The organism is Pseudoxanthomonas sp. PXM03 (genome assembly GCF_014852005.1).
Taxonomy (GTDB): Bacteria; Pseudomonadota; Gammaproteobacteria; order Xanthomonadales; family Xanthomonadaceae; genus Pseudoxanthomonas_A.
The window spans coordinates 241329-262500 of sequence record NZ_JACVAU010000001.1 but is presented as its reverse complement, the minus strand read 5'-3'; the positions used below and the strand labels follow the sequence as shown (position 1 = coordinate 262500).

Below are 21172 nucleotides of genomic sequence, written 5' to 3'. Positions count from 1 at the left end.
GGGTTCAACTGGCTTTGGGAAGGGGGTGCGCAGAAATTTTCACGCCCCGTGTACCTCTCTTCCATCAGAGCATCCTGACAGGCCGGCTCAACCCACCACCAGGCGGATCCGAGCGAAGTTGCGCTTGCCCACCTGCAATACGCCTTCGAAGCCGGGCGCCAGCTGCAGCGCAGCGTCCTCGACGACTTCGCCTTCCACCTTGACCGCGCGCTCCTTGAGCTTGCGGTTGGCCTCCGAATTGCTGGGCGTGATGCCGGCAGCGGTAAGCAGCGCAGCAATGCGGATGCCTTCTGCCGGCACCACGACGTCCTTGAGCTCCAGCAGTGACGTATCGCCCTGGCCGGTGACGACGGCATGCCAACCTGCAATCGCCTTTTCGGCTTCGCTGGCATCATGGAAGCGGGTGGCCAGCTCACGCGCAAGGCGCAGTTTCACGTCGCGCGGGTTGAGCTCGCCGCCAGCAACGGAATTCTTAAATGCGAGCGCTTCGGTCGCTCCGATCTCGAAGCTCAGCAGCTCGATCCAGCGCCACATCAGGTCGTCGCCGATCTTCATGGTCTTGGTGACGATATCGATGGCCGGCTCGCTGACGCCAATGTAGTTGCCCAGCGACTTGGACATCTTGTTGACGCCATCCAGGCCCTCCAGCAGCGGCATGGTCAGCACGATCTGCGGCGCCTGGCCGTGATGCTCCTGAAGCCCACGCCCCATCAGCAGGTTGAACTTCTGGTCGGTGCCCCCGAGCTCGACATCCGCCTGCAGGGCTACCGAGTCGTAGCCCTGGACCAACGGATACAGGAATTCATGGATGGCGATGGACTGCTGAGCGGCGTAGCGCTTGGCGAAATCGTCGCGCTCCAGCATGCGGGCCACGGTGTGCTGGCCCGCCAGGCGGATCATGTCGGCCGCGCCCATCTTGCCGAACCACTCGGAATTGAAGCGGACCTCGGTCCTCTCCCGATCCAGCACCTTGAACACCTGGTCCTCGTAAGTGCGCGCGTTGGCGAGCACGTCCTCGCGGCTGAGGGGCTTGCGGGTGATGTTCTTGCCGGACGGGTCGCCGATCATCCCGGTGAAGTCACCGATCAGGAAGATCACCTGGTGCCCCAGGTCCTGGAACTGGCGCATCTTGTTCAGCAGGACGGTGTGGCCGAGGTGCAGGTCGGGCGCCGTGGGGTCGAAACCCGCCTTCACGCGCAGGGGCCGCCCCAGCTTCAGGCGGGCTTCCAGGTCTTCGGGCTTGAGGATTTCGTCGGCACCACGGCCGATCACGGCAAGAGCTTCTGCAAGGGACACGGGGAACAGTTCCAGTAGGGGTCGGCCGCGTGAAGGCCAAGTCAGTGAGGTGAAGTTACCGTTAAATGAAAGTAAACAGTGATACCTATCAAAAAAGCCAATTGACTCAATGGTTTGACGCGAAGTCTTCGCGTGTCTATGGTACGCCGATTGGGGCTTTGCCTTGGCCCCGGGATGCAACCTTGATGCAAACTCATGGGGGCGGCAACGGCCGCAAGCAACAGTTCCGGGAGCGCCTGGGGGTGCTTCGCGACACTGCACTTCATCATCAGGTGAAGCGCCATCTGCCGGAAGGGCGATGGACGCGCCGCCACTGGATCCATGCCAGCCTCTTCACCACTATCGGCGTGCTGATGGCGACCATCGTGCCGGGCTTCTCCAGCGCCATCCAGGCGCCGGTATCGGAGCCGCGCAGCACGTTGCTGCTCGATCTGCCCGAATTGTCGGCGGCGCGCATGGCCGGTACGGCCGGCGACAGCTGGCAGGTGGTCCGGGTGAAGCCTGGGCAGACCATGGGGGCGATTTTCGAGGAGCTGGGCATTCCCGCTGCCACCCTGCACCGCATCCTCGAGAATGCCGACGCCAAGAAGGCGCTCACCCGACTGAAACCGGGCACTGAGATCGCCTTCGACCTGCCGGTCAACGGTGGACTGCGCACGCTGCGCTACGACCGGGACCCGAGCCATCGCGTGGAGCTGCTGGTCGGCGCGGACAAGGTCACCGAGCGCGTGATCGCCCGCGAGACGACCACCCGAACGGTGGTACTGAGCGGCAAGGTCGGGCGCTCGCTGAACCGTTCCGCCCGCAAGGCAGGCCTGACCTCTGCCAACGTGAACTCGCTGACGGACGAAATCTTCAAGTACGACATCGACTTCAATTCCGATCTGGGCGCAGAGGACCGTTTCAGCGTCGTGGTCGAACAGACCTGGCGCGAAGGCGAGCTGATCAGCACCGGGCCGGTGCAGGCCGCCACGTTCACGGTGGACGGCAAACTGCATTCGGGCTTCCGCTTCACCCGCCCCGGCGGCAAGCCGGAGTACTTCACCGCCGCCGGCCGGCCGTTGAAGAAGAACTTCATCCGCATGCCGATCCCCTACGCGCGCATGAGCTCCAAGTTCGGCGCGCGTCGCCACCCGGTCCTGGGCACGATGCGGATGCACAAGGGCGTGGACTACGCCGCCTCCAGCGGCACGCCGATCATGGCGGCCGGCGATGGCCGCGTGCAGTTCGCGGGCTGGCAGGGCGGCTATGGACGCACCGTGATCCTCGACCATGGCCGTGGCCACACCACGCTGTACGCGCACATGTCGCGGATGGGGAAGATCAAGCAGGGACAACGCGTCGCGCAGGGCACCGTGATCGGCTATGTCGGCACCACGGGGCTGTCGACCGGCCCGCACCTTCACTACGAATTCCGCATCAACGGCGTGCACCGCAATCCGCTGTCGGTGACGATGCCGCCGCCGGAACCGCTGGGCGGTGCGCAGCTGGCGGCATTCCGCACGTACACGGCCAATGCGCTGACACGCATTCGGACCGTGGAAGACGTCATCTACGCCGACGTGGGCCCGGCCGAAGGAGCAACCAAGCCCGCCACCGTCGCGGCGGCCAAGCCTGCCGGCAAGGGCGGCAAGGGCTGATCCTTCACCCACGCATGGCGGCAATCCGGAAAAGGCGGGACACTGTCCCGCCTTTTTCTTTGCCTGTCGATTCCGCATGACGACCCCCGCTTCCACCGAGCTTTACCTGGGCCTGATCTCCGGCACCAGCGCCGATGGCATCGATGCCGCGCTGGTCCGGTTCGAAGACTCCCCGACGGGGTTGGGTTGCGAACTGGTCCATGGCCGCACGTTCGCCTGGGATCCGGCGTTGCGTGCGCAGTGGGTGGCCCTGGGCCAGGGCGCGGACAACGTGTCGCTGGACGGACTCGGTTCGCTGGACGGCCTTGCCGCGCGCGCATTCGCCGATGCCGCATCCGCACTGCTGGAAGAGGCAGGCGTGCCACGCGGGCGCGTGCGCGCGCTCGGCTCGCATGGCCAGACCATCCGCCATCGCCCGCACGCGGACCCGCCGTTCACCTGGCAGCTCGGGGATGGCAATGTCATCGCCGAACGCAGCGGGATCGACACCGTGGCCGACTTCCGCCGGCGGGACGTGGCGGCGGGCGGGCACGGCGCACCACTGATGCCGGCGTTCCATGCCGCCCTGCTCGGTTCGCTGCAGGAAGACCGGGCCGTACTCAACCTCGGCGGCATCGGCAACTTCACCCTGCTGCCGAGGGTGGGCGACGTGCGCGGTTTCGATACCGGGCCGGCGAATGCGCTCATGGACGCCTGGTGCGAGCGCCATACCGGGCGCGCCTACGACGCGGGCGGCGCCTTCGCGGCGAGCGGACACGTGGACGCCGCTCTGCTGGCTCGCCTGCTGGCGGACCCCTGGTTTGCGCTGGCGCCACCGAAGAGCACGGGGCGGGAACAGTTCCACCTGGACTGGCTGCAGGCGCGCATGGGCGAGGCCACTATCTCGCCGGCCGACGTACAGGCCACCTTGCTGGAACTGACCGCACGCACCGTCGCCGACGCGCTGCAGCTCACCCAGCCGGCCACCCGTCGCGTGCTGGTCTGCGGTGGTGGCGTCCACAACGCGGTGCTGATGGCACGACTGGCCGCCCACCTGCCGCAAGCGGTGGTGGAATCCACCGCTGCGCACGGCCTGGATCCGGATTACGTGGAGGCGATGGGCTTTGCCTGGCTGGCGCGCGAAACGCTGGCAGGCCGGTCGGGCAATCTGCCGGCAGTCACCGGGGCCGTCGGACGCCGCGTGCTGGGCGTGGTGTACCCGGCCTAGAAACCCTTGCCGGGCGGCACATCCTTCAACGCGCTGATCGCATCGGCGAGCGCGTTGACTTCGCGGTCATCCAGGCCGCCGCGCACTTCGGATTCGCAGACGAAGAGGCCCTGTTCCAGCAGGTTGAAGATGGTGTCGTGAATGGCCCAGCCGCGAGCCTGGGACACCCGCCTGATACGTTCGGCGAGGATCGGATCCACGTCCTTCAGCACGATGTCGGTCATTGTCCCGTCCCCTGCATGCCCCCTGGGCAGACTGTAGCGCACGCGCTCAGTCCGGTGCCCCGCCCGCCGACCTGTCGAGGCCACTCGCCGGCTCATGGTCGCCGCCGAACCGGATCCGCGGGGCCAGCCAGAAGAACAGCGCGACCGCCGGGATCGCGACCAGGGCAGTGATCCAGAAGTACACCCCATACCCCGTCTGTTCCACGATACCGCCGGACACCGCGCCCAGCAGCTTGCCCGGCAGCATCACCAGCGACGAGAACAGCGCGTACTGGGTGGCGGTGAAGCGCTGGTTGACCAGCGCGGACAGGAACGCCACCAGCGTGGTGCCCTGGAAGCCCTGCGCGAGGTTCTCGCCGGAAATCACCAGCGTCAGCTTCCACACATCGCCGTCGGCGCCGATCAGCCAGACATACAGCAGGTTGCTGATCGCCCCCAGCACGATGCCCGCCAACAGCGGCCATTTCACGCCCCAACGCGCGACAGCGATACCGGCGATGAATACGCCGACCAGGCCCACCCAGACGCCCCAGATCTTCGATACCGCGCCGATCTCGGTCTTGGTGAAACCCTGGCTGAGGTAGAACGGCGCCATGATGCCGCCGCCCAGCGACTGGTCGGAAATCTTCGCCAGCAGGATGAACGCGAACAGGGCGACGGCCAGCGCAATGCCGAAACGGCGGAAGAAGTCGACGAAGGGCTCCACGACCCCCTCCTGCAGCCCCTCGCTCCACGTCGTCATGCGGATCCGCACCACATCGGGCTCACGCGACAGCAGGACCGCGACCATCGGTATCAGCATGACGGCCGCCATCGCCTGGTAGACCAGCGGCCACGACACTTGATCGGCCAGCATGAGCGCCAGGGCGCCGGTGATGATCAGCGCGATGCGGTATCCCAGCGAATACGTGGCCAGCAGCGCACCCTGCGATTCCTGCGGCGCGATCTCGATGCGGTACGCATCCACGGCGATGTCCAGCGTGGCGCCCGCGAACGCCGTCATCAGCGTGACCCAGATGAAGGGCCCCAGCTGGCCGGGCGTCAGGTGCGCCATCGACAACAGGCCGACGATGACCACGGCCAGCGCAAACAACAGCCAACCACGGCGCTGGCCCAGACGGCCCAGCAGCGGCAGGCGCCAGCGATCCACCAGCGGCGCCCACAGGAACTTCAAGGTGTAGCTCAGGCCGGCGCTCGCGATCAGGGTGATGTTCTTCAGCTCCAGCCCGTTCTCGGTCAGCCAGTACGCCAGCGTGCCGGCCACCAGCAGGAACGGCATGCCCGAGGCAAAGCCGAAGAAGAACATCGTCCACGCCGACGGCTGCGCGAACGCACGCCAGACCGAAGGCTTGCCGGGACGTTCGCTTGCCGTTGTCGTCATCAGGTGTAGTCCACCGTGAAGGGGGCATGGTCGGAGAAGCGCTGTTCGCGGTAGATCGAGCAGGCCTTCAGGCGGTCACGCAGCGAGGGCGTGACGAACTGGTAGTCGATCCGCCACCCCACGTTGTTGGCGCGCGCAGCACCGCGGTTGCTCCACCAGGTGTAGTCCTGGCCTTCCGGGTGCAGTACACGGTAAGCATCCACCCAGCCGCCGTCGTCCGCGCACATGCCGTTCAACCAGTCGCGCTCCGGCGGCAGGCAGCCGGAGTTCTTCTGGTTGCTGGTCCAGTTCCTGATGTCCAGCCGGCTGCGCACGATGTTCCAGTCGCCGCACAGCACATAGTGGCGACCACTGCGGCGCCACTCGTCCAGCACCGGCGCCAGCCAGTCCATCACCTTGAACTTGAAGCCCTGGCGCTCGTCGCCGGACGAGCCGGACGGGATGTAGAACGACACCACGCTCAGGTCGCCGAAGCGTGCTTCGATGTAGCGGCCCTCCTCGTCGAAGTCCGGCCAGCCCAGCGCCGTGCGGACCTCGTCCGGCTCGCGCCTGGCGTAGATCGCCACCCCGCTGTAGCCCTTCTTGGTGCTGGCGTCGCGGAACCACGCCTTGTAGCCGGCAGGCAGGAACTCCGGTCCGGCCAGCTGGTGCTCCTGGGCCTTGGTCTCCTGCACGCACAGCACGTCGGCGTGCTGGTCGGCGAACCAGTCGAAGAATCCCTTGGTGGCCGCGGAGCGCAGGCCGTTGGCATTGAAGCTGATGATGCGCATGTGCACTACGTTCGTCGGAAACCGGGCAAGCGTACCCGAACCGGCGGTTCCGTCGCGCGGCATCGACCGCATGGCGGTTATCCTGTCGCCTGCCCTCTGTTCATCCCGCCACCGCCCATGTCCGATCACGGTTCCCGCTTCCTCCAGCTCGCACTGCACGCGCAGGCCCTGCGGTTCGGCCAGTTCACGCTGAAATCGGGACGTCAGAGTCCGTACTTCTTCAATGCGGGCCGCTTCGACAGCGGCGGCCGCCTGGCCGGGCTGGCGGCCTGCTACGCCGATGCGGCGGAAGAAGCCGGCCTGCAGTTCGACCTGCTGTTCGGTCCCGCCTACAAGGGCATCCCGCTGGCGACCGCACTGGCCTGCGAGTACGCCCGTCGTGGCCGCGACCTGCCGGTGGCGTTCAATCGCAAGGAAGCCAAGGACCACGGCGAAGGCGGCCTGCTGATCGGAGCGCCATTGGAAGACCGCCGCGTGCTGATCGTCGACGACGTGATCACCGCGGGCACCGCGATCCGCGAGGCATTGGGCCTGATCCGCGCGGGCGGCGGCACGCCGGCCGGGATCGTGGTCGCCCTCGACCGGCAGGAGGTGCTGGGCGAACCCGGCACAGGCGGCGCGCGCCGCTCGGCCGCGCAGTCGGTGGCCGAGGAGACCGGCGTACCGGTGGTGGCCGTGGCCAACCTGCATGACCTGCTTGCATTTGCCGGCGAAAGCGCCGACCTTGTCCGCCATCGCGACGACCTGCTGGCCTACCGGGCCCGCTACGGCAGCGCGACCCAGGACTGACGCAGCAGGGGGCTGCCATGACCGTCCGCACTTCCCTGGCGTTGTCGGCCGTATTGCTGGCGCTGGCACCCACCGTGCTCGCGCAGGGCAAGAACAATCCGTCCACGCCCGCCAACAAGAAACTCTTCTGCTGGGAAGAGAAAGGCCAGCGCGTCTGCAGTGATGCGCTGCCCGCCGATGTGGTCAACGTGGCACGCGACGAGATCAGCGCGACCAGCGGACTGCGCACCGGTGGCGTCGGCCGCGCGATGAGCGAAGAGGAACGCGCCCAGGCGGCCATCGCGGCCCAACAGAAGATGATCGACGACGCGGCCTCGGAAATGCGGCGCCGTACCGATGCCGCCATGCTGATGTCCTACCGCAGCGAGGAAGAGTTGCGGCGCGTCTTCAACGAACGCACCGCCATCGTCGACAACAACGTACGCACCGCGCGCTACAACGCGGTCAGCCTGCGCGAAGGCCTTGTCAGCCTGCTGCAGACAGCGGGCGATCAAGAGCTGGCCGGACGTCCGATCCGTGCAGACATGTCGGCCACCATCCACCAGCGCCATGCCGAGCTGCTGCGCACCCGTCGCCTGCAGCAGAGCTTCGAGGCCCAGCGCGCGCAGCTGGACGTCGAGATCGCCGATATCCTGCAGCGCTACCGCAACATGAAGGGCATCACGGCCGAGGCCGCAGAAGAAGCGGCCACCCCGGCCATGCCACCAGCGCGCAACTGATCCGGCAAAGCCTTTCCGGAAGCCCCTCTGGAACGACGACGCCGGGACAAGCCCGGCGCCGTGGTCATGCTGCTCCGAAGCCCGGCAGGCGTCAGAACGTCATCGTCAGTTCCGGTGCAAGCGCCTGCAGGCGGGTGCGGAATTCGGTCTTGATCCGCTCGAGCGCCTCGCGGTTGTCCGCCTCGAAACGCAGCACCAGGATCGGCGTGGTGTTGGACGCACGCACCAGGCCCCAGCCATCGTCCCAGTCGGCGCGCAGGCCATCGATGGTGGACAGGCGCGCGCCCTCGAACTCTGCGCCATCGACGAAGCGCTCGACAATGGCGTGCGGCGTGCCTTCGTCCACCGCCACCTTGATCTCCGGCGTGGACACGCCATCGGGCAACTCGGCCAGCACTTCCGACGGCGTTTCGGCACGGTTGGCCAGGATCTCCAGCAGGCGCGCGGCGGAATACAGCCCGTCATCGAAGCCGTACCAGCGTTCCTGGAAGAAAAAGTGGCCGCTCATCTCGCCGGCCAGCTCGGCACCGGTCTCGCGCATCTTGGCCTTGATCAGCGAATGCCCGGTCTTCCACATCATCGGCGTGCCGCCGTGGCGCAACACCCAGCCCTGCAGCTTTCCGGTGCACTTCACGTCGAAGATGATCAGCGCGCCGGGATTGCGCTCCAGCACATCGGCAGCGAACAGCATCAACAGGCGGTCGGGGAAGATGATGGCACCTTCCTTGGTCACCACGCCCAGGCGGTCGCCGTCACCATCGAACGCCAGACCGATGTCGGCATCGAAGCGCTTCACGGTCTGGATGAGGTCTTCCAGGTTGTGCGGTTCGCTGGGGTCGGGGTGATGGTTGGGGAAGGTGCCGTCCACGTCGCAGTACAGCGGGATGACTTCCGCGCCGATGGCTTCCAGCAGCTGCGGGGCGATGTCGCCCGCCACGCCGTTGCCGGCGTCCACCACGACCTTCAGCGGGCGCTCCAGCTGCACGTCGTCGGCGATGCGCTGGATGTAGTCGGCCGAGACATCGCGCTGCTGCAGGTCGCCGCGCGCGTTGGCCACGAACAGGCGGTTGTCGCGGATGCGTTCGTACAGGTCGGTGATGGCGTCGCCGGACAGCGTCTGCCCGCCGACGACGATCTTGAACCCGTTGTAGTCCGGCGGATTGTGGCTGCCGGTGACCGCCACGCTGCTGCCGGTGCGCAGGTGGTAGGCCGCGAAATAGGCGACCGGGGTGGGCGCCAGGCCGATGTCGATGACGTTCCGGCCGGCCTTGCGCAGGCCTTCGATCAGCCCGCCGACCAGGTCGGGGCCCGAGAGGCGGCCGTCGCGGCCCACCACGATGTCGGTGAGATCCTCGTCGCGCATCACCGAGCCGATGGCGAGGCCGATCAGTTCGGCGACCTCCACGCTCAAGGTCTGCCCGACGATGCCGCGGATGTCGTAGGCGCGGAAGATGCCGGGATCCACCTCCACGGCCTTGGCTTCCGCCTGGGTGTACTCATCCTTGGGCGCGGTACGCGTGCCGCCGGCCGGCGGCGGTGGGGGTTCGCGCAGCAGCGCCTCGCCCAGTGTGGGTTCATCCGTATCGCTCACTTCTGCTCCTTTCTTGCCCAGACCACCCATGCGAATCCCGCCGCGCGCGACCAGCACCGACACCACGGTGAGGCCGGCGAGCAGCGCCGCCACGATCATGGCCGGGATGGCACCCAGCCCCAGCGGACCGGGCTCGCTGACCGGGACCGCCGTCGCCACGCGCAGGCCGGTCTTGCCTACCGCGCGCGCCATGCGCTCCGCGCCATCCTCCAGGCCGCTGTTGCCGCGTTGCGTGATGGAGTAGCTGCCCTGCCGCAGCGCAAGATAGCCACCGCCGGGCAACGCCACTCCATCGAAGGCCTGGGTCAGCTGCGTCAGCGGCAGGCGAACGTAGATGACGCCCTGCGGCGCGGATGCCGCCATGCCAAACGCAGTCTGCTTGCCATCCTTCACCACGCGGGCCGCGACGCCATCGCCCTGCATGCCGTCCTCCAGCAGCGCCAGCTTGCTGAAACCGAAGGTTGCGGCATTCTCGTAGGCCGCCTGCAATGCGCCATCCAGGATCTCGACGTGCTCCACGCCCGCCCAACCGTCCTTCAGGGCGGCCACGGCGGCCGCCGTATCGTTGGCGGCCAGGGCCGCCTTGACCGGCGCGGATGCGAGCCGCTGTTCGAACTGGCGGATATGCGCCGCATGGCTGGCCTGCACCGCCTCGACCGCACGATCGCGGGCCTGCCCGACCTGTTCCAGCAGGCGCGCTTCGCGCCATTGGCGGACACCGCTCCAGGCCAGCAGGGCTGCGAGCAGCGCCAGCAGCACCGCCAGCTTCGGCAGCGCGCCGCGCAGATCGCCCACGGGAATCCGCTTGCGGCTCTCGTTCGTCGTGTTCATCGCTTTGTCCCCTGTCATCGCACGCCGGTGTGGCCGAAACCACCCGTCCCCCGTGCGCTGTCAGCGAAAGTATCCACCACTTGCAGGTGCACGCGCACGATCGGCAGCACCATCACCTGGGCGATGCGGTCGCCGGGCTGGATGGTGAAGGTCTCATGCCCCCGGTTCCACACGCTGATCAGCAGCGGGCCCTGGTAGTCCGCATCGATCAGGCCGGTGCCGTTGCCCAGCACGATGCCGTGGCGATGGCCGAGGCCGGAGCGCGGCAGCACCACCGCGCACAGGTGCGGGTCGCCCAGGTGCAGCGCGATGCCACTCGGCACCAGCGCCGCGTCACCAGGTTCGAGCACCAGGGGCGCGTCCAGCGCCGCACGCAGGTCCATGCCGGCGCTGGCCTCGGTGGCGTAGGCCGGGAGTGGCCATTCGTCGCCGAACCGCGGGTCCAGCAGCTTCACTTCCACGGCACGGGGTGCACTCATGCGTTCAGTCGCTCCACGATCAGGTCGATCAGTTCATCGGCCAGCTGCGTCTTCGGCGCGGAGGCGAAGCTGCGCTCGCCATCCTTCCAGTACGCCGTCATCGCGTTCTGGTCGCTTTCGAAGCCGCCATCGGCAATGCCCACGCGGTTGGCCACGATCATGTCCAGCCGCTTGGCCTCCAGCTTCCTGCGCGCGTACTCGGCGACATTGTTGGTCTCGGCGGCGAAGCCCACCACCAGCTTCAGGGCCTGCGTCTGCGCGGCGACTTCGGCCAGGATGTCGGGCGTTCGCACCAGGTCCAGCGCCAGCGACTCGCTGGACTTCTTGATCTTGTCGGCGGCCGGCTCGCGCGGGGTGTAGTCGGCCACGGCAGCGGCGCCGATGTAGATGTCGGCCGGCAGGGCGGCGAACACCGCTCGGTGCATCTGCGCGGCCGAACGCACGTCCACGCGCGCGACGCCTGCCGGCGTGGCCAACTGCACGGGCCCGGCGATCAGGGTGACGCTGGCGCCACGGCGCGCAGCGCTGGCGGCAACCGCGAACCCCATCTTGCCGCTGCTGCGATTGCCCAGGTAGCGCACGGGATCCAGGTCTTCGTAGGTGGGGCCAGCGCTGACCACCACGTTGAGTCCGGCAAGATCCTGCGGCACCGTGGTGGCGCGGAGGGCGGCGCCGGACAGCGCAGCGACGATCTCCTCCGGCTCGGCCAGCCGGCCCGGACCGGACTCGCCCTCGGCGAGCGGACCATCGTTCGGTCCGACCACCTCTACGCCGCGTTCGCGCAGCGTGGCCAGATTGGCCTGCGTGGCGGGGTGCTGCCACATGCGGTGGTTCATCGCCGGCGCGATCATGATCGGCGCGGTGGTGGCCAGGCACAGCGTGGCCACCAGATCGTCGGCCAGCCCGTGTGCCAGGCGCGCCATCAGGTCGGCCGTGGCCGGCGCGATGATCACCCGATCAGCCCAGCGGGCCAGTTCGATATGGCCCATCGCCTGCTCGGCGGCGCCGTCCCACAGCGTGGTGCGGGTGGGCTGGCCGGACAGCGCCTGGAAGCTCAGCGGCGTCACGAACTGCTGGGCCCCCGCCGTCATCGCGACCTGCACCTCGGCCCCGGCATCACGCAGCCGACGCACCAGCTCCAATGCCTTGTAGGCCGCGATCCCGCCGCCCACACACACCAGGACGTGCTGTCCCGCCAGATCACGCATCTTGTCCGATCCGCTCACGTCGGCCCGTTCCTACGTCCATACAAGCGATTAGCTTACCCGAACGCCCCTCATCACCCGATGCACGCCCGGCGTCCGCCGGCCGATCCTGTCGCCATGCACATCCGCGACTGGCCCCACGACGAACGCCCCCGCGAGAAGCTGCTCGCCCGCGGCCCCACCAGCCTCAGCGACGCCGAACTGCTGGCTATCTTCCTGGGCTCGGGTCTGCGCGGGCGCGATGCCGTCGCCACCGCCCGCGACCTGCTCGCCACCCATGGCCCGCTGCGTGCGCTGCTGGAACGTCCCCCCGCCGAACTGACGGCGCTGCCGGGCCTGGGGCCCGCCCGTGCATGTGCCCTGGCGGCGGCGCTGGAGCTGGGCACCCGCCTGCTGCACGCCGCCCTCGAACGGGGTGACGCCATCAGCGACCCGGAGGCCGCCGGGCGCTACTTCGCCCAGCGGTTGCGCGGCCGGCGACACGAGGTGTTCGCGGCCCTGTTCCTCGATACCCGCCATCGCGTGCTGGCATTCGAGGAGTTGTTCCAGGGTTCGGTGGACAGCGCCGAGGTCCATCCGCGTGAAGTGGCCCGTCGCGCATTGGCGATGAACGCGACCGCCCTGATCGTCGGCCACAACCATCCTTCTGGATGCGCAGAACCCTCGGCCGCCGACCGCGCCGTGACGCAGCGCCTGAAGCAGGCGCTTGCACTGGTGGACGTCCGGTTGCTGGACCACTTCGTCATTGGCGATGGGCCACCCCAATCGATGGCCGCGCGTGGATGGGTGTGAGGACCGCCTTCGCTGAACCATGCCGATCCCACGGGGAGGACCGGAAAACCTAGAATAGGCGGTTCCCACGCACCAAGACGGTTCTCCGTGAAAGCTTCCCTTCGCGCCTTGATCGCCCAGGGCATCGACGCCCTGCGCACCGCCGGCACCCTGCCGGCCGATGCCGCCACACCCGACTTCGTGGTCGAACGTCCCAAGACGCGCGAGCACGGCGATTTCGCCACTAACGCCGCCATGCAGCTGGCCAAGGTGGCGCGCAGCAATCCGCGCGCCATCGCCACGGCCCTGGTGGCGGCGTTGCCGGCCAGCGACGACGTCGTGAAGGTCGAGATCGCCGGCCCCGGCTTCATCAACTTCCACATGAGCCCGGGCGCCTATCAGCGCGAAATGGCCACCGCGCTGGCGCAGGGCGCCGCCTACGGCCGCAACGACAGCGGTGGCGGGCGCACCGTCGGCGTGGAGTACGTGTCAGCCAATCCGACCGGTCCGCTGCATGTCGGCCATGGTCGCGCAGGTGCGATCGGCGACTGCATCGCACGCGTACTGGCTGCCAACGGCTGGAACGCCAAGCGCGAGTTCTACTACAACGACGCCGGCGTGCAGATCGACAACCTGGCCAAGTCCACCCAGGCGCGTGCGCTGGGCAAGTCGCCCGACGGCGAAGGCTGGCCGGAGGATGGCTATCGCGGCGACTACATCGCCGACGTGGCGCAGGCCTATCTCGACGGCGATTCGGTCGAGGTGGAAGGCCACGTCGTCACCGGGGAAAAGGATCCCCAGGACCTCGACGCCATCCGCCGCTTCGCCGTGGCCTATCTGCGGCGCGAGCAGAACCTGGACCTGGCCGCGTTCGGCGTGTCGTTCGACCGCTACTTCCTGGAAAGCTCGCTGTACTCGGACCGGAAAGTGGAGGAGACCGTGAGCAAGCTGATCGCCTCCGGACACACCTACGAGGAAGGCGGTGCGCTGTGGCTCAAGTCGACCGACTTCGGCGACGACAAGGACCGCGTGATGCGCAAGTCCGACGGCACCTACACCTACTTCGTGCCGGACGTGGCCTACCACCTCAGCAAATGGCAGCGCGGCTATGAGCGCGCCATCACTGAGCTGGGCGCCGACCACCACGGCTCGCTGGCGCGCGTGAAAGCCGGCCTGCAGGCCCTTGGCGAAGGCATTCCTGCCGGGTATCCCGAATACGTGCTGCACCAGATGGTCACGGTGATGCGCGGTGGCGAGGAAGTGAAGCTTTCCAAGCGCGCCGGCAGCTACTTCACCCTGCGTGACCTGATCGAGGAAACCAGCGCCGATGCGACGCGCTGGTTCCTGATCGCGCGCAAGCCGGATTCACAGCTGACGTTCGACATTGATCTGGCGCGCCAACAGAGCAACGACAACCCGGTGTTCTACGTGCAGTACGCGCATGCCCGCGTGTGCAGCCTGCTGCGCCAGGCGGGCGAGAAGGGTTACGCCTACGACCAGGCGAACGGGCTGGCTAACCTGGCACGCCTGGACGACGACACGTCGCTGCAGCTGATGGTGGAACTGTCCCGCTATCCCGAGGTGGTGGAAGCGGCCGGCGAATCGCTCGAACCCCATGGGGTCGCGCAATACCTGCGCGAGTTGGCCTATGCTTTCCATACGTGGTACGCCGGCACGCCCGTGCTGACCGACGATGCGCAGGCACGTGATGCGCGGCTGGCGCTGGCACTGGCGGTACGCCAGGCGCTGGCCAATGGACTGGACCTGTTGGGCGTAAGCGCGCCCGAGAAGATGTGAGCGGAGAGCAGTAGATGGCAGCAAGGCGCGGCAAGAGTCAGGCCACACGCAATTCCAGTCAGGCCACGCCCGCGTGGGTCTGGCTGATCCTCGGCCTGCTCATCGGCCTGGCGGTGTATTTCGTCGTGCCGGGGCTGGGCAAGAAGGACGGTGATGGCTTCTTCCGTCCCACGCCCAACCCTGACGCGCAACCCGCCCCCGTCGACAGCGCCGATGTGGAAGCCGTGGTACCCGACGCACCGAGCAACGAGGCACCGGCCACCGCCCCGACGACGGACGATGCCGCCGCGAAGGAAACCCAGTACGACTTTTACACCCTGCTGCCCGGCAAGGAAGTTCAGATGTCCGACGCGGAACTGGCCGCCAGCGCACGCGAGGAAGAAGCACGCAAGGCGCGCGCCGCCCTCAACGGGCAAGCCACGACGCCGGTCGCGGCTGCGCCGGCCGCCGCCGCAGCGACCCAGCCGACACCGATCAACGAAACCGCGCCTGCCCGCCCGGCCGAGACACCGCGCACTGCAGACGCTCCTCCCGCACCCAAGCCTGCCCCCACCGTGGCCAGCGCGGACACCGGCGCGCGCTACATCCTGCAGGCCGGCGCATTCGGCGCGTCGGGCGATGCCGAGGCCACCAAGGCCAAGATCGCCATGCTGGGCCTGAGCGCCCGCGTGGAGTCGGCACAGATCAACGGCAAGACCGTCTACCGCGTGCGCATGGGCCCGTATGGCACGGCGAGCGAACTCGCCGAGGCGAAGCAGAAACTCGCCAGCGGCGGACTGCCTGCGATGGCGGTGAAGGCGCAGTGAGTGCCACGCGGCCGCCGCTGCAGCGCCTGATCGTGGCGACGGCCGCAGCGATGGGGTCGCTGCTTGTCGCCTCGTGGCTGGTCGGCCTTGTCCTGCCCGCACACTGCCAGGAGGTGGTGCAGACACGCTGGGGATTCCTGGCGCCGGTCAGCTACGTCGTGACCGCCCTCTGCATGGGGCTGGGTGGCGCGCTGGCAGGCCATCGCTTCCTGATCGTCGCCGTCGGCCTGACGCTGGCGGTGTGGATCGCGACGCTGTCGGTGCTGGCCGGCATCGCCGGTGCGGCCTCTGACATGTCCTATCCCCTCGGTTTCCTGCTGCGCACGAACGCACTCAGCGCGACGCTGTCCGTGGTCGCCGCCGCGCTCGGCACCTGGCTGGGTGCCCTCTGGTATGCGCGCCGCTGACCGCGAACCGTTTTCCCTCCGCGAAGGAATCCCCATGACCCGTACCGCCCTCATCACCGGTGCCACATCCGGCTTCGGTGCCGCCGCCGTCCGCCGCTTCGCCGCTGCCGGCTGGCGCGTGATCGCCACGGGCCGCCGTGCCGAGCGCCTGCAGGCGCTGGTGGATGAAATCGGTGCCGACAAGGTGCATGCCGCCGCGTTCGACATCCGCGACGAAGCCGCGATGGACGCCGCACTGGCGGCGTTGCCGGCAGGGTTCCGCGACATCGACCTGCTGGTCAACAACGCCGGCCTCGCGCAGGGCACGGCACCCGCGCAGCACGCATTGCTGTCCGACTGGCGCACGATGATCGACACCAACATCACCGCACTGGTCACGCTGACGCACCGCTTGCTGCCGCTGCTGGTCGAACGCAAGGGCGCCATCATCAACATCAGCTCGGTGGCGGGTGTCTATCCGTACCCGGGCGGCAACGCCTATGGCGGCAGCAAGGCGTTCGTCAGCCAGTTCTCGCTGGGCCTGCGCAGCGACCTGCACGGTACCGGCGTACGCGTGACCACCATCGAACCCGGCATGGCCGAAACCGAATTCACCCTGGTGCGCACGCATGGCGACCAGCAGGCGTCGGACAAGCTCTACACCGGCGCCGCGCCGATGACGGCCGACGACATCGCCGAGACCATCTTCTACGTCGCTACGCTGCCGCCGCACCTCAACATAAACCGGCTGGAGATCATGCCGGTGACGCAGTCGGTGGCGGGCTTCCAGGTCGCGCGCGAGTAATTGTTTCGCACTCCCGTGGCGTGCGCCACGCGCACGTCACGGAACATCCGGCATCGCGAGGCCGTACGCACGGCACACGCTACGCCAGCGGCTCGTCCGACAGGTAGGTGTAGCCGGTGAGGCCGGTCTCCAGCGCGTCGGACAGGAGTTTGGATTCGCCGGCTGACAGGCCGGCTTCCTCCACGCGCTGGCGATACACCGCGCGCAGATCGTCCAGCTTGTAGCCCACGTAATCGAGCATCACGTCGGTGGTATCGCCGCGGCGCTGCTGGGTAATCAGGTAACCGGTGCCGGCATCGGCGCTGACTTCCACCGCGTCGGTGTCGCCGAACAGGTTGTGGATGTCGCCGAGGATTTCCTGGTAGGCGCCGACCAGGAAGATGCCCAGCCGGTAGCTCTCGCCGTGCCTCATCGCATGCAGCGGCAGCGAGGAATCCAGGCCTTCGTTCTCGACGTAGGTCTTGACCATGCCATCCGAGTCGCAGGTCATGTCGGCGATGATGCCGCGACGCGTCGGCGCTTCGTCCAGCCGTTCAATGGGCACGATCGGGAACACCTGGTCGATCGCCCAGACATCCGGGATCGATTCGAACACGCTGAAGTTGACGAAGTACTTGTCGACCAGGCGCTCGTTCAACTCATCCAGCAGGTCGCGGTGGCTGCGCTCGTCGCTGCTCAGGCGTGCACGCACGGCATGCGCGATGGCGTAGAACAGGTCGTCGATGCGCGCGCGGTGCACCAGGTCGATCTGGCCCAGCGCATACAGCGACAGGCCTTCGCTATGGTGGTGCTGCGCTTCGTGGAACAGTTCGACGGCCGGGCGCGTGTCCAGTTCACCGTGGATCTCGCGCAGGTGGCGGATCACGGACGGCTCGTCGTCATGCGACGGCGGTACGCGGCCTTCCGGTGCCTGCTCCACTTCCGACACGTTGACCACCAGCACCGCATGGTGCGCGGTCATCGCGCGGCCACACTCCGTGACGATGCGCGGCGGCGTGAGCCCATGCTGTTCGCAGGCTTCGGCCAGCGGCTGCACGATGTTGCTGGCGTACTGGCCGATGCCGTAGTTGATCGAGCAGTAGCTGCGCGAGCGCGTGCCTTCGTAATCGATGCCCAGGCCGCCGCCGACGTCGACGTGGCTGATGGTCGCGCCCAGCTTCGACAATTCGACGAAGTAGCGCGTCGCCTCGCGCATGCCGTTGGCGATGTCGCGCACGTTGCTGATCTGCGAGCCCATGTGGAAATGCAGCAGGCCCAGCGTGTCCTGCAGGCCGGCCTCGCGCAGCTGCTTCCACAGGTCCAGCACCTGGCGCGGGGACAGGCCGAACTTGGCCTTGTCGCCGCCGCTGTTCTGCCACTTGCCGGCGCCCAGCGTGGCCAGGCGCATGCGCACGCCCAGGCCGGGCTTCACGCCCAGCTTGCGCGACTCTTCGATGACCAGCGCCAGCTCGGACGGCTTCTCGATGACGATGAAGGTCTGCAGGCCCAGCTTGCGGCCGATCAGCGCCAGGCGGATGTACTCGCGGTCCTTGTAGCCGTTGCAGACGATCAGGCCGCCCGGGCGCGACAGCGCCAGCACGGCCATCAGCTCGGGCTTGCTGCCGGCTTCCAGGCCGAAGCCTTCGCCCGCGTGCGAGGCCAGCGTGCCAGCGACACCGCGATGCTGATTGACCTTGATCGGGTAGACCGCCGTATAGCCGCCCTTGTATTCCCAGTCGGCCTGCGCCTGCGCGAACGCGGCCTGCAGCTTGCCCAGGCGGTCGCCGAGGATGTCGGGGAAGCGCACCAGCAGGGGCAGCTGGGCACCTTGCGCACGTGCGGCGTCCACGACTTCCGGCAGCGGGATCAGCGGGCCTTGCGCGCCTTTGGGCGACACCACGATGCGGCCGGCGGCGTCCACGTCGAAATACCCTTCGGCCCAGTGCGGGACGGAGTAGGTCTTGCGGGCGTGGTCGGTGGACCAGGACATGGCGTTTTCCAAGGTGAGGCGAGCGGACGCGCATTCTACAGGCTGCGGTCACATGGGTCCGTTACAATGCGCGCCGCGCTCAAGCCCCTCTCCCGTCGGGAGAGGGGTTGGGGGCGCCACCGTAGCTCGTCCAATCCAGTGATTAAGGACGAGCCGCAGCGAGTCATGAAGGCGAACCATCGGCTGTTCACCTCTTTCACTCGCTGTGGCTCGCTCTGTATCAAAAAAGGCGGATGAGCGACGGTGGCACACCCTCATCCGGCGCTGCGCGCCACCTTCTCCCGACGGGAGAAGGGAACAGACTCCATCCTTCATCCGCAGGACATCGCCCCATGACCGCCAACGACACCTGGTTCATCGAACACTTCTCGCACACCGGCTCGGCCATCGGCTTCCGCACCACCGGCAAGCTGGACGAGGTGCAGTCGCCGTTCCAGAAGATCGAGATCTACGACAGCACCGACTGGGGCAAGCTGATGGTGATCGACGGCGCGATGATGCTGACCACGCGCGACAACTTCTTCTACCACGAGATGATCAGCCACCCGGTGCTGTTCACCCATGCGCAGCCGAAGCGCGTGGTGATCATCGGCGGCGGCGACTGCGGCACCCTGCGCGAGGTGCTGAAGCACCCGGGCGTGGAGAAGGCCACGCAATGCGACATCGACGAACAGGTTACGCGGATGGCGGAGAAGTATTTCCCCGAGCTGTGCGAATCGAACGACGACCCGCGCTCCGAGTTGCTGTTCGACGACGGCGTGGCCTACATGGCGAACTGCGAGCCGGGCAGCGTCGATGTGGTCATCGTCGACTCGACCGACCCGGTCGGCCCCGCCGAAGGCTTGTTCAACAAGGCGTTCTTCGAGAGCTGCTTCCGCGCGCTGAAGCCGGATGGCCTGCTGGTGCAACAATCCGAATCGCCGCTGGCACTGCTGGACCTGATCAAGGACATGCGCGCCGAGATGGGCAAGGCAGGCTTCCAGTCGTTCAAGACGCTGCCGTTCCCGCAGCCGTGCTACCCGACCGGCTGGTGGAGCGTCACCGTGGCCAGCAAGCAGGCCGGTTTCGATTTCGCCTTCCGCCAGGCAGACGCGGCGGCCAAGCCGTTCGACACGCTGTACTACACCGCGCACCTGCACACCGGCGTGCTGGTGGCGCCGCCGTTCGTGGCGAAGGCGCTGGGCGAGTAAGAGAGCTCGCTACACAGCCAAAAAAAGCCCCGCTATGCGGGGCTTTTTTGCAATCTTCCCTCGGATTCACCGGCCAAGCAGTGCTTCGATTTCAGGACGTTCCTGGGTGGCGCGATGGAATCCCGTCGGGTAGACCGGCTCATGTGCGTCACCCTTAAGCAAGAAGATACCTTCACGACCAGTGAGATCATCCTGCATCGTGCCGAGTTCGTAGTGCCACATTGACCACAACGGCACCTGCAGCGACGACGCGTTCGTTTCCGTGCGGGCGGACAGCACTTCCTGCACGTGCAAGGTCAGCCGCATCCGATTGTCTGATCCAGGCCCGGTGCGTGCCCGCCGGTCCGTGATTGGACGCCCTTTGCCGTCCACCATGCTGACCGCCTTGATGGTAGCCACCACGACGAGATCGGCCTCACGCACCATCTCGTCGAGTGGCTTTGGCCGGACAGAAGTGGCGGCCACCGTCAAGGCCATGCTGGCAAGCAGTACGCCCGTCGACCACAGCGCAACGGGATTCTTCATTACAGCGCGTCGGCGTCCAGTTCGCCCGTCCGGATCCGCACCACGCGCTCCAGGTCGTACACGAACACCTTGCCGTCGCCGATCTTGCCGGTGCCGGCCGCCTTCACGATGGCCTCGACCACTTGTTCGGCCTGATCGTCGGTCACCGCGACCTCCAGCTTCACCTTCGGCAGGAAATCGACCACGTACTCGGCGCCCCGGTAGAGCTCGGTGTGCCCCTTCTGGCGACCGAAGCCTTTTACTTCCGTGACCGTGATGCCGGCGATGCCGGCGTCCGCCAATGCTTCGCGCACGTCGTCCAGCTTGAACGGCTTGATGATGGCCATGACCATTTTCATGCAGCTTGCTCCCGTGGATGCTGCACGCAGGATAGCGCGGCGCGACCGCGCGCGGTTGCGGCAACGGGTCCTGTCGCGGTTCAATGGCGGCCTCGCCGCCGGACTTTTCCGACAGCGCTGCGCAGCGAACGCCGATGGCCTGCCACCGGCATCGCCCACAAGCTCGGTGCACTGCCGGAGAACTGACATGATCGACCTCAACCACATCGACGACCTCGCCCGCCGCCTCAGCCAGCTGGTGCCGCCCGGCCTGCGTGATTCGCAGGAAGAATTGCAGCAGACCTTCAAGTCCGCGTTGCAGGCCGGCCTGGGGAAGCTTGACCTGGTGACGCGCGAGGAGTTCGACGTGCAGCAGGCGGTGCTGCTGCGCACACGCGAGAAGCTGGAAACACTGGAACGCACCGTGGCCGCGCTGGAAACCCAGTTGGCCGACAAGCCCGCACAGTCCTGACC

21 protein-coding genes are annotated in these 21172 nt (G+C 67.4%); 11 read left to right on the top strand and 10 right to left on the bottom strand.

Features of this window, described 5'->3' with window-relative positions; all coding sequences use genetic code 11:
* Positions 1–87 precede the first annotated feature (87 nt).
* On the bottom strand, positions 88–1296 hold the full coding sequence (gene tyrS, locus IB223_RS01225) for a tyrosine--tRNA ligase (protein ID WP_192199886.1): 1209 nt from the start codon (positions 1294–1296) through the stop codon (positions 88–90).
* 185 nt (positions 1297–1481) lie between these two features.
* On the opposite strand from tyrS, the gene IB223_RS01220 reads away from it, so the two are divergent.
* Together IB223_RS01220 and IB223_RS01215 are read left to right on the top strand one after the other, a co-directional pair.
* Positions 1482–2936 carry a peptidoglycan DD-metalloendopeptidase family protein gene (locus IB223_RS01220; protein WP_192199885.1) on the top strand — a complete coding sequence of 485 codons (1455 nt, stop codon included), beginning with the start codon at positions 1482–1484 and terminating at the stop codon, positions 2934–2936.
* Between the two features lie 76 nt (positions 2937–3012).
* Positions 3013–4143, top strand: a complete 1131-nt coding sequence (locus tag IB223_RS01215; RefSeq protein ID WP_192199884.1) for an anhydro-N-acetylmuramic acid kinase — start codon at positions 3013–3015, stop codon at positions 4141–4143.
* On the opposite strand, the gene IB223_RS01210 is transcribed toward IB223_RS01215, so the two are convergent.
* The 3 genes from IB223_RS01210 to IB223_RS01200 are packed head-to-tail and all read right to left on the bottom strand — an operon-like array spanning position 4140 to position 6518.
* Positions 4140–4367: a hypothetical protein gene (locus IB223_RS01210; protein ID WP_192199883.1), complete on the bottom strand. Its 228-nt coding sequence runs from the start codon at positions 4365–4367 to the stop codon at positions 4140–4142. The genes IB223_RS01215 and IB223_RS01210 overlap by 4 nt on opposite strands.
* Positions 4368–4413: 46 nt before the next feature.
* Entirely contained in the window at positions 4414–5748 is a 1335-nt protein-coding gene (locus IB223_RS01205) for an MFS transporter (RefSeq protein ID WP_343227121.1), read from the bottom strand.
* Positions 5748–6518: an exodeoxyribonuclease III gene (locus tag IB223_RS01200; RefSeq protein WP_192201191.1), complete on the bottom strand. Its 771-nt coding sequence runs from the start codon at positions 6516–6518 to the stop codon at positions 5748–5750. The genes IB223_RS01205 and IB223_RS01200 overlap by 1 nt, the downstream gene beginning before the upstream one ends.
* A gap of 117 nt (positions 6519–6635) precedes the next feature.
* Here IB223_RS01200 and pyrE point away from each other — a divergent pair, with 117 nt between their 5' ends.
* Complete coding sequence (gene pyrE, locus IB223_RS01195; RefSeq protein WP_192199882.1) at positions 6636–7307, top strand: orotate phosphoribosyltransferase; 672 nt, start codon at positions 6636–6638, stop codon at positions 7305–7307.
* Positions 7308–7324: 17 nt separating this feature from the next.
* The gene (locus IB223_RS01190) at positions 7325–8026 is read left to right on the top strand and encodes a hypothetical protein (protein WP_192199881.1); all 702 of its coding nucleotides are present in this window, start codon (positions 7325–7327) and stop codon (positions 8024–8026) included.
* A gap of 91 nt (positions 8027–8117) precedes the next feature.
* Here the strand turns inward: IB223_RS01190 and IB223_RS01185 are convergent, their stop codons facing one another.
* The 3 genes from IB223_RS01185 to coaBC are packed head-to-tail and all read right to left on the bottom strand — an operon-like array spanning position 8118 to position 12153.
* A complete protein-coding gene (locus IB223_RS01185) occupies positions 8118–10448 on the bottom strand; it encodes a phosphomannomutase/phosphoglucomutase (RefSeq protein WP_192199880.1) in 2331 nt (776 codons plus the stop codon).
* Between the two features lie 14 nt (positions 10449–10462).
* Positions 10463–10927, bottom strand: a complete 465-nt coding sequence (dut, locus tag IB223_RS01180) for a dUTP diphosphatase (protein WP_192199879.1) — start codon at positions 10925–10927, stop codon at positions 10463–10465.
* Positions 10924–12153, bottom strand: a complete 1230-nt coding sequence (gene coaBC, locus IB223_RS01175) for a bifunctional phosphopantothenoylcysteine decarboxylase/phosphopantothenate--cysteine ligase CoaBC (RefSeq protein ID WP_192199878.1) — start codon at positions 12151–12153, stop codon at positions 10924–10926. Before coaBC ends, dut begins: the two co-directional genes overlap by 4 nt.
* A 96-nt stretch (positions 12154–12249) precedes the next feature.
* Between coaBC and radC the strand changes: the two genes are divergently transcribed.
* The 5 genes from radC (at position 12250) to IB223_RS01150 (ending at position 16697) form a co-directional block, all read left to right on the top strand.
* Positions 12250–12924, top strand: a complete 675-nt coding sequence (gene radC / locus IB223_RS01170; RefSeq protein ID WP_192199877.1) for a DNA repair protein RadC — start codon at positions 12250–12252, stop codon at positions 12922–12924.
* 87 nt (positions 12925–13011) lie between these two features.
* Entirely contained in the window at positions 13012–14700 is a 1689-nt protein-coding gene (gene argS, locus IB223_RS01165; RefSeq protein ID WP_192199876.1) for an arginine--tRNA ligase, read from the top strand.
* Positions 14701–14714: 14 nt separating this feature from the next.
* On the top strand, positions 14715–15506 hold the full coding sequence (locus tag IB223_RS01160) for an SPOR domain-containing protein (protein WP_192199875.1): 792 nt from the start codon (positions 14715–14717) through the stop codon (positions 15504–15506).
* On the top strand, positions 15503–15913 hold the full coding sequence (locus IB223_RS01155) for a hypothetical protein (protein WP_192199874.1): 411 nt from the start codon (positions 15503–15505) through the stop codon (positions 15911–15913). The genes IB223_RS01160 and IB223_RS01155 overlap by 4 nt, the downstream gene beginning before the upstream one ends.
* Positions 15914–15947: 34 nt before the next feature.
* The gene (locus IB223_RS01150) at positions 15948–16697 is read left to right on the top strand and encodes an SDR family NAD(P)-dependent oxidoreductase (protein WP_192199873.1); all 750 of its coding nucleotides are present in this window, start codon (positions 15948–15950) and stop codon (positions 16695–16697) included.
* Positions 16698–16776: 79 nt separating this feature from the next.
* Here the strand turns inward: IB223_RS01150 and speA are convergent, their stop codons facing one another.
* Entirely contained in the window at positions 16777–18666 is a 1890-nt protein-coding gene (gene speA / locus IB223_RS01145) for an arginine decarboxylase (RefSeq protein ID WP_192199872.1), read from the bottom strand.
* Positions 18667–18998: 332 nt separating this feature from the next.
* Here speA and speE point away from each other — a divergent pair, with 332 nt between their 5' ends.
* Entirely contained in the window at positions 18999–19856 is an 858-nt protein-coding gene (gene speE / locus IB223_RS01140; RefSeq protein WP_192199871.1) for a polyamine aminopropyltransferase, read from the top strand.
* Between the two features lie 66 nt (positions 19857–19922).
* Here speE and IB223_RS01135 read toward each other — a convergent pair whose 3' ends face one another.
* Both IB223_RS01135 and IB223_RS01130 read right to left on the bottom strand, forming a co-directional pair.
* On the bottom strand, positions 19923–20381 hold the full coding sequence (locus IB223_RS01135; protein ID WP_192199870.1) for a hypothetical protein: 459 nt from the start codon (positions 20379–20381) through the stop codon (positions 19923–19925).
* Positions 20381–20719: a P-II family nitrogen regulator gene (locus tag IB223_RS01130; RefSeq protein WP_192199869.1), complete on the bottom strand. Its 339-nt coding sequence runs from the start codon at positions 20717–20719 to the stop codon at positions 20381–20383. The genes IB223_RS01135 and IB223_RS01130 overlap by 1 nt, the downstream gene beginning before the upstream one ends.
* 187 nt (positions 20720–20906) lie before the next feature.
* On the opposite strand from IB223_RS01130, the gene IB223_RS01125 reads away from it, so the two are divergent.
* Positions 20907–21170, top strand: coding sequence for an accessory factor UbiK family protein (locus tag IB223_RS01125; RefSeq protein WP_192199868.1), 264 nt, complete (start codon positions 20907–20909; stop codon positions 21168–21170).
* The last annotated feature ends 2 nt before the right edge of the window (positions 21171–21172 follow it).

What these genes read in the sequence shown, in the direction of transcription:
- IB223_RS01220 (WP_192199885.1), top strand. Translation starts at nt 1,482, where the DNA reads ATGCAAACTCATGGGGGCGGCAACGGCCGCAAGCAACAGTTCCGGGAG.
- IB223_RS01215 (WP_192199884.1), top strand. Translation starts at nt 3,013, where the DNA reads ATGACGACCCCCGCTTCCACCGAGCTTTACCTGGGCCTGATCTCCGGC.
- IB223_RS01210 (WP_192199883.1), bottom strand. Translation starts at nt 4,367, where the DNA reads ATGACCGACATCGTGCTGAAGGACGTGGATCCGATCCTCGCCGAACGT.
- IB223_RS01205 (WP_343227121.1), bottom strand. Translation starts at nt 5,748, where the DNA reads ATGACGACAACGGCAAGCGAACGTCCCGGCAAGCCTTCGGTCTGGCGT.
- IB223_RS01200 (WP_192201191.1), bottom strand. Translation starts at nt 6,518, where the DNA reads ATGCGCATCATCAGCTTCAATGCCAACGGCCTGCGCTCCGCGGCCACC.
- pyrE (WP_192199882.1), top strand. Translation starts at nt 6,636, where the DNA reads ATGTCCGATCACGGTTCCCGCTTCCTCCAGCTCGCACTGCACGCGCAG.
- IB223_RS01190 (WP_192199881.1), top strand. Translation starts at nt 7,325, where the DNA reads ATGACCGTCCGCACTTCCCTGGCGTTGTCGGCCGTATTGCTGGCGCTG.
- IB223_RS01185 (WP_192199880.1), bottom strand. Translation starts at nt 10,448, where the DNA reads ATGAACACGACGAACGAGAGCCGCAAGCGGATTCCCGTGGGCGATCTG.
- dut (WP_192199879.1), bottom strand. Translation starts at nt 10,927, where the DNA reads ATGAGTGCACCCCGTGCCGTGGAAGTGAAGCTGCTGGACCCGCGGTTC.
- radC (WP_192199877.1), top strand. Translation starts at nt 12,250, where the DNA reads ATGCACATCCGCGACTGGCCCCACGACGAACGCCCCCGCGAGAAGCTG.
- IB223_RS01160 (WP_192199875.1), top strand. Translation starts at nt 14,715, where the DNA reads ATGGCAGCAAGGCGCGGCAAGAGTCAGGCCACACGCAATTCCAGTCAG.
- IB223_RS01150 (WP_192199873.1), top strand. Translation starts at nt 15,948, where the DNA reads ATGACCCGTACCGCCCTCATCACCGGTGCCACATCCGGCTTCGGTGCC.
- speA (WP_192199872.1), bottom strand. Translation starts at nt 18,666, where the DNA reads ATGTCCTGGTCCACCGACCACGCCCGCAAGACCTACTCCGTCCCGCAC.
- speE (WP_192199871.1), top strand. Translation starts at nt 18,999, where the DNA reads ATGACCGCCAACGACACCTGGTTCATCGAACACTTCTCGCACACCGGC.
- IB223_RS01135 (WP_192199870.1), bottom strand. Translation starts at nt 20,381, where the DNA reads ATGAAGAATCCCGTTGCGCTGTGGTCGACGGGCGTACTGCTTGCCAGC.
- IB223_RS01130 (WP_192199869.1), bottom strand. Translation starts at nt 20,719, where the DNA reads ATGAAAATGGTCATGGCCATCATCAAGCCGTTCAAGCTGGACGACGTG.
- IB223_RS01125 (WP_192199868.1), top strand. Translation starts at nt 20,907, where the DNA reads ATGATCGACCTCAACCACATCGACGACCTCGCCCGCCGCCTCAGCCAG.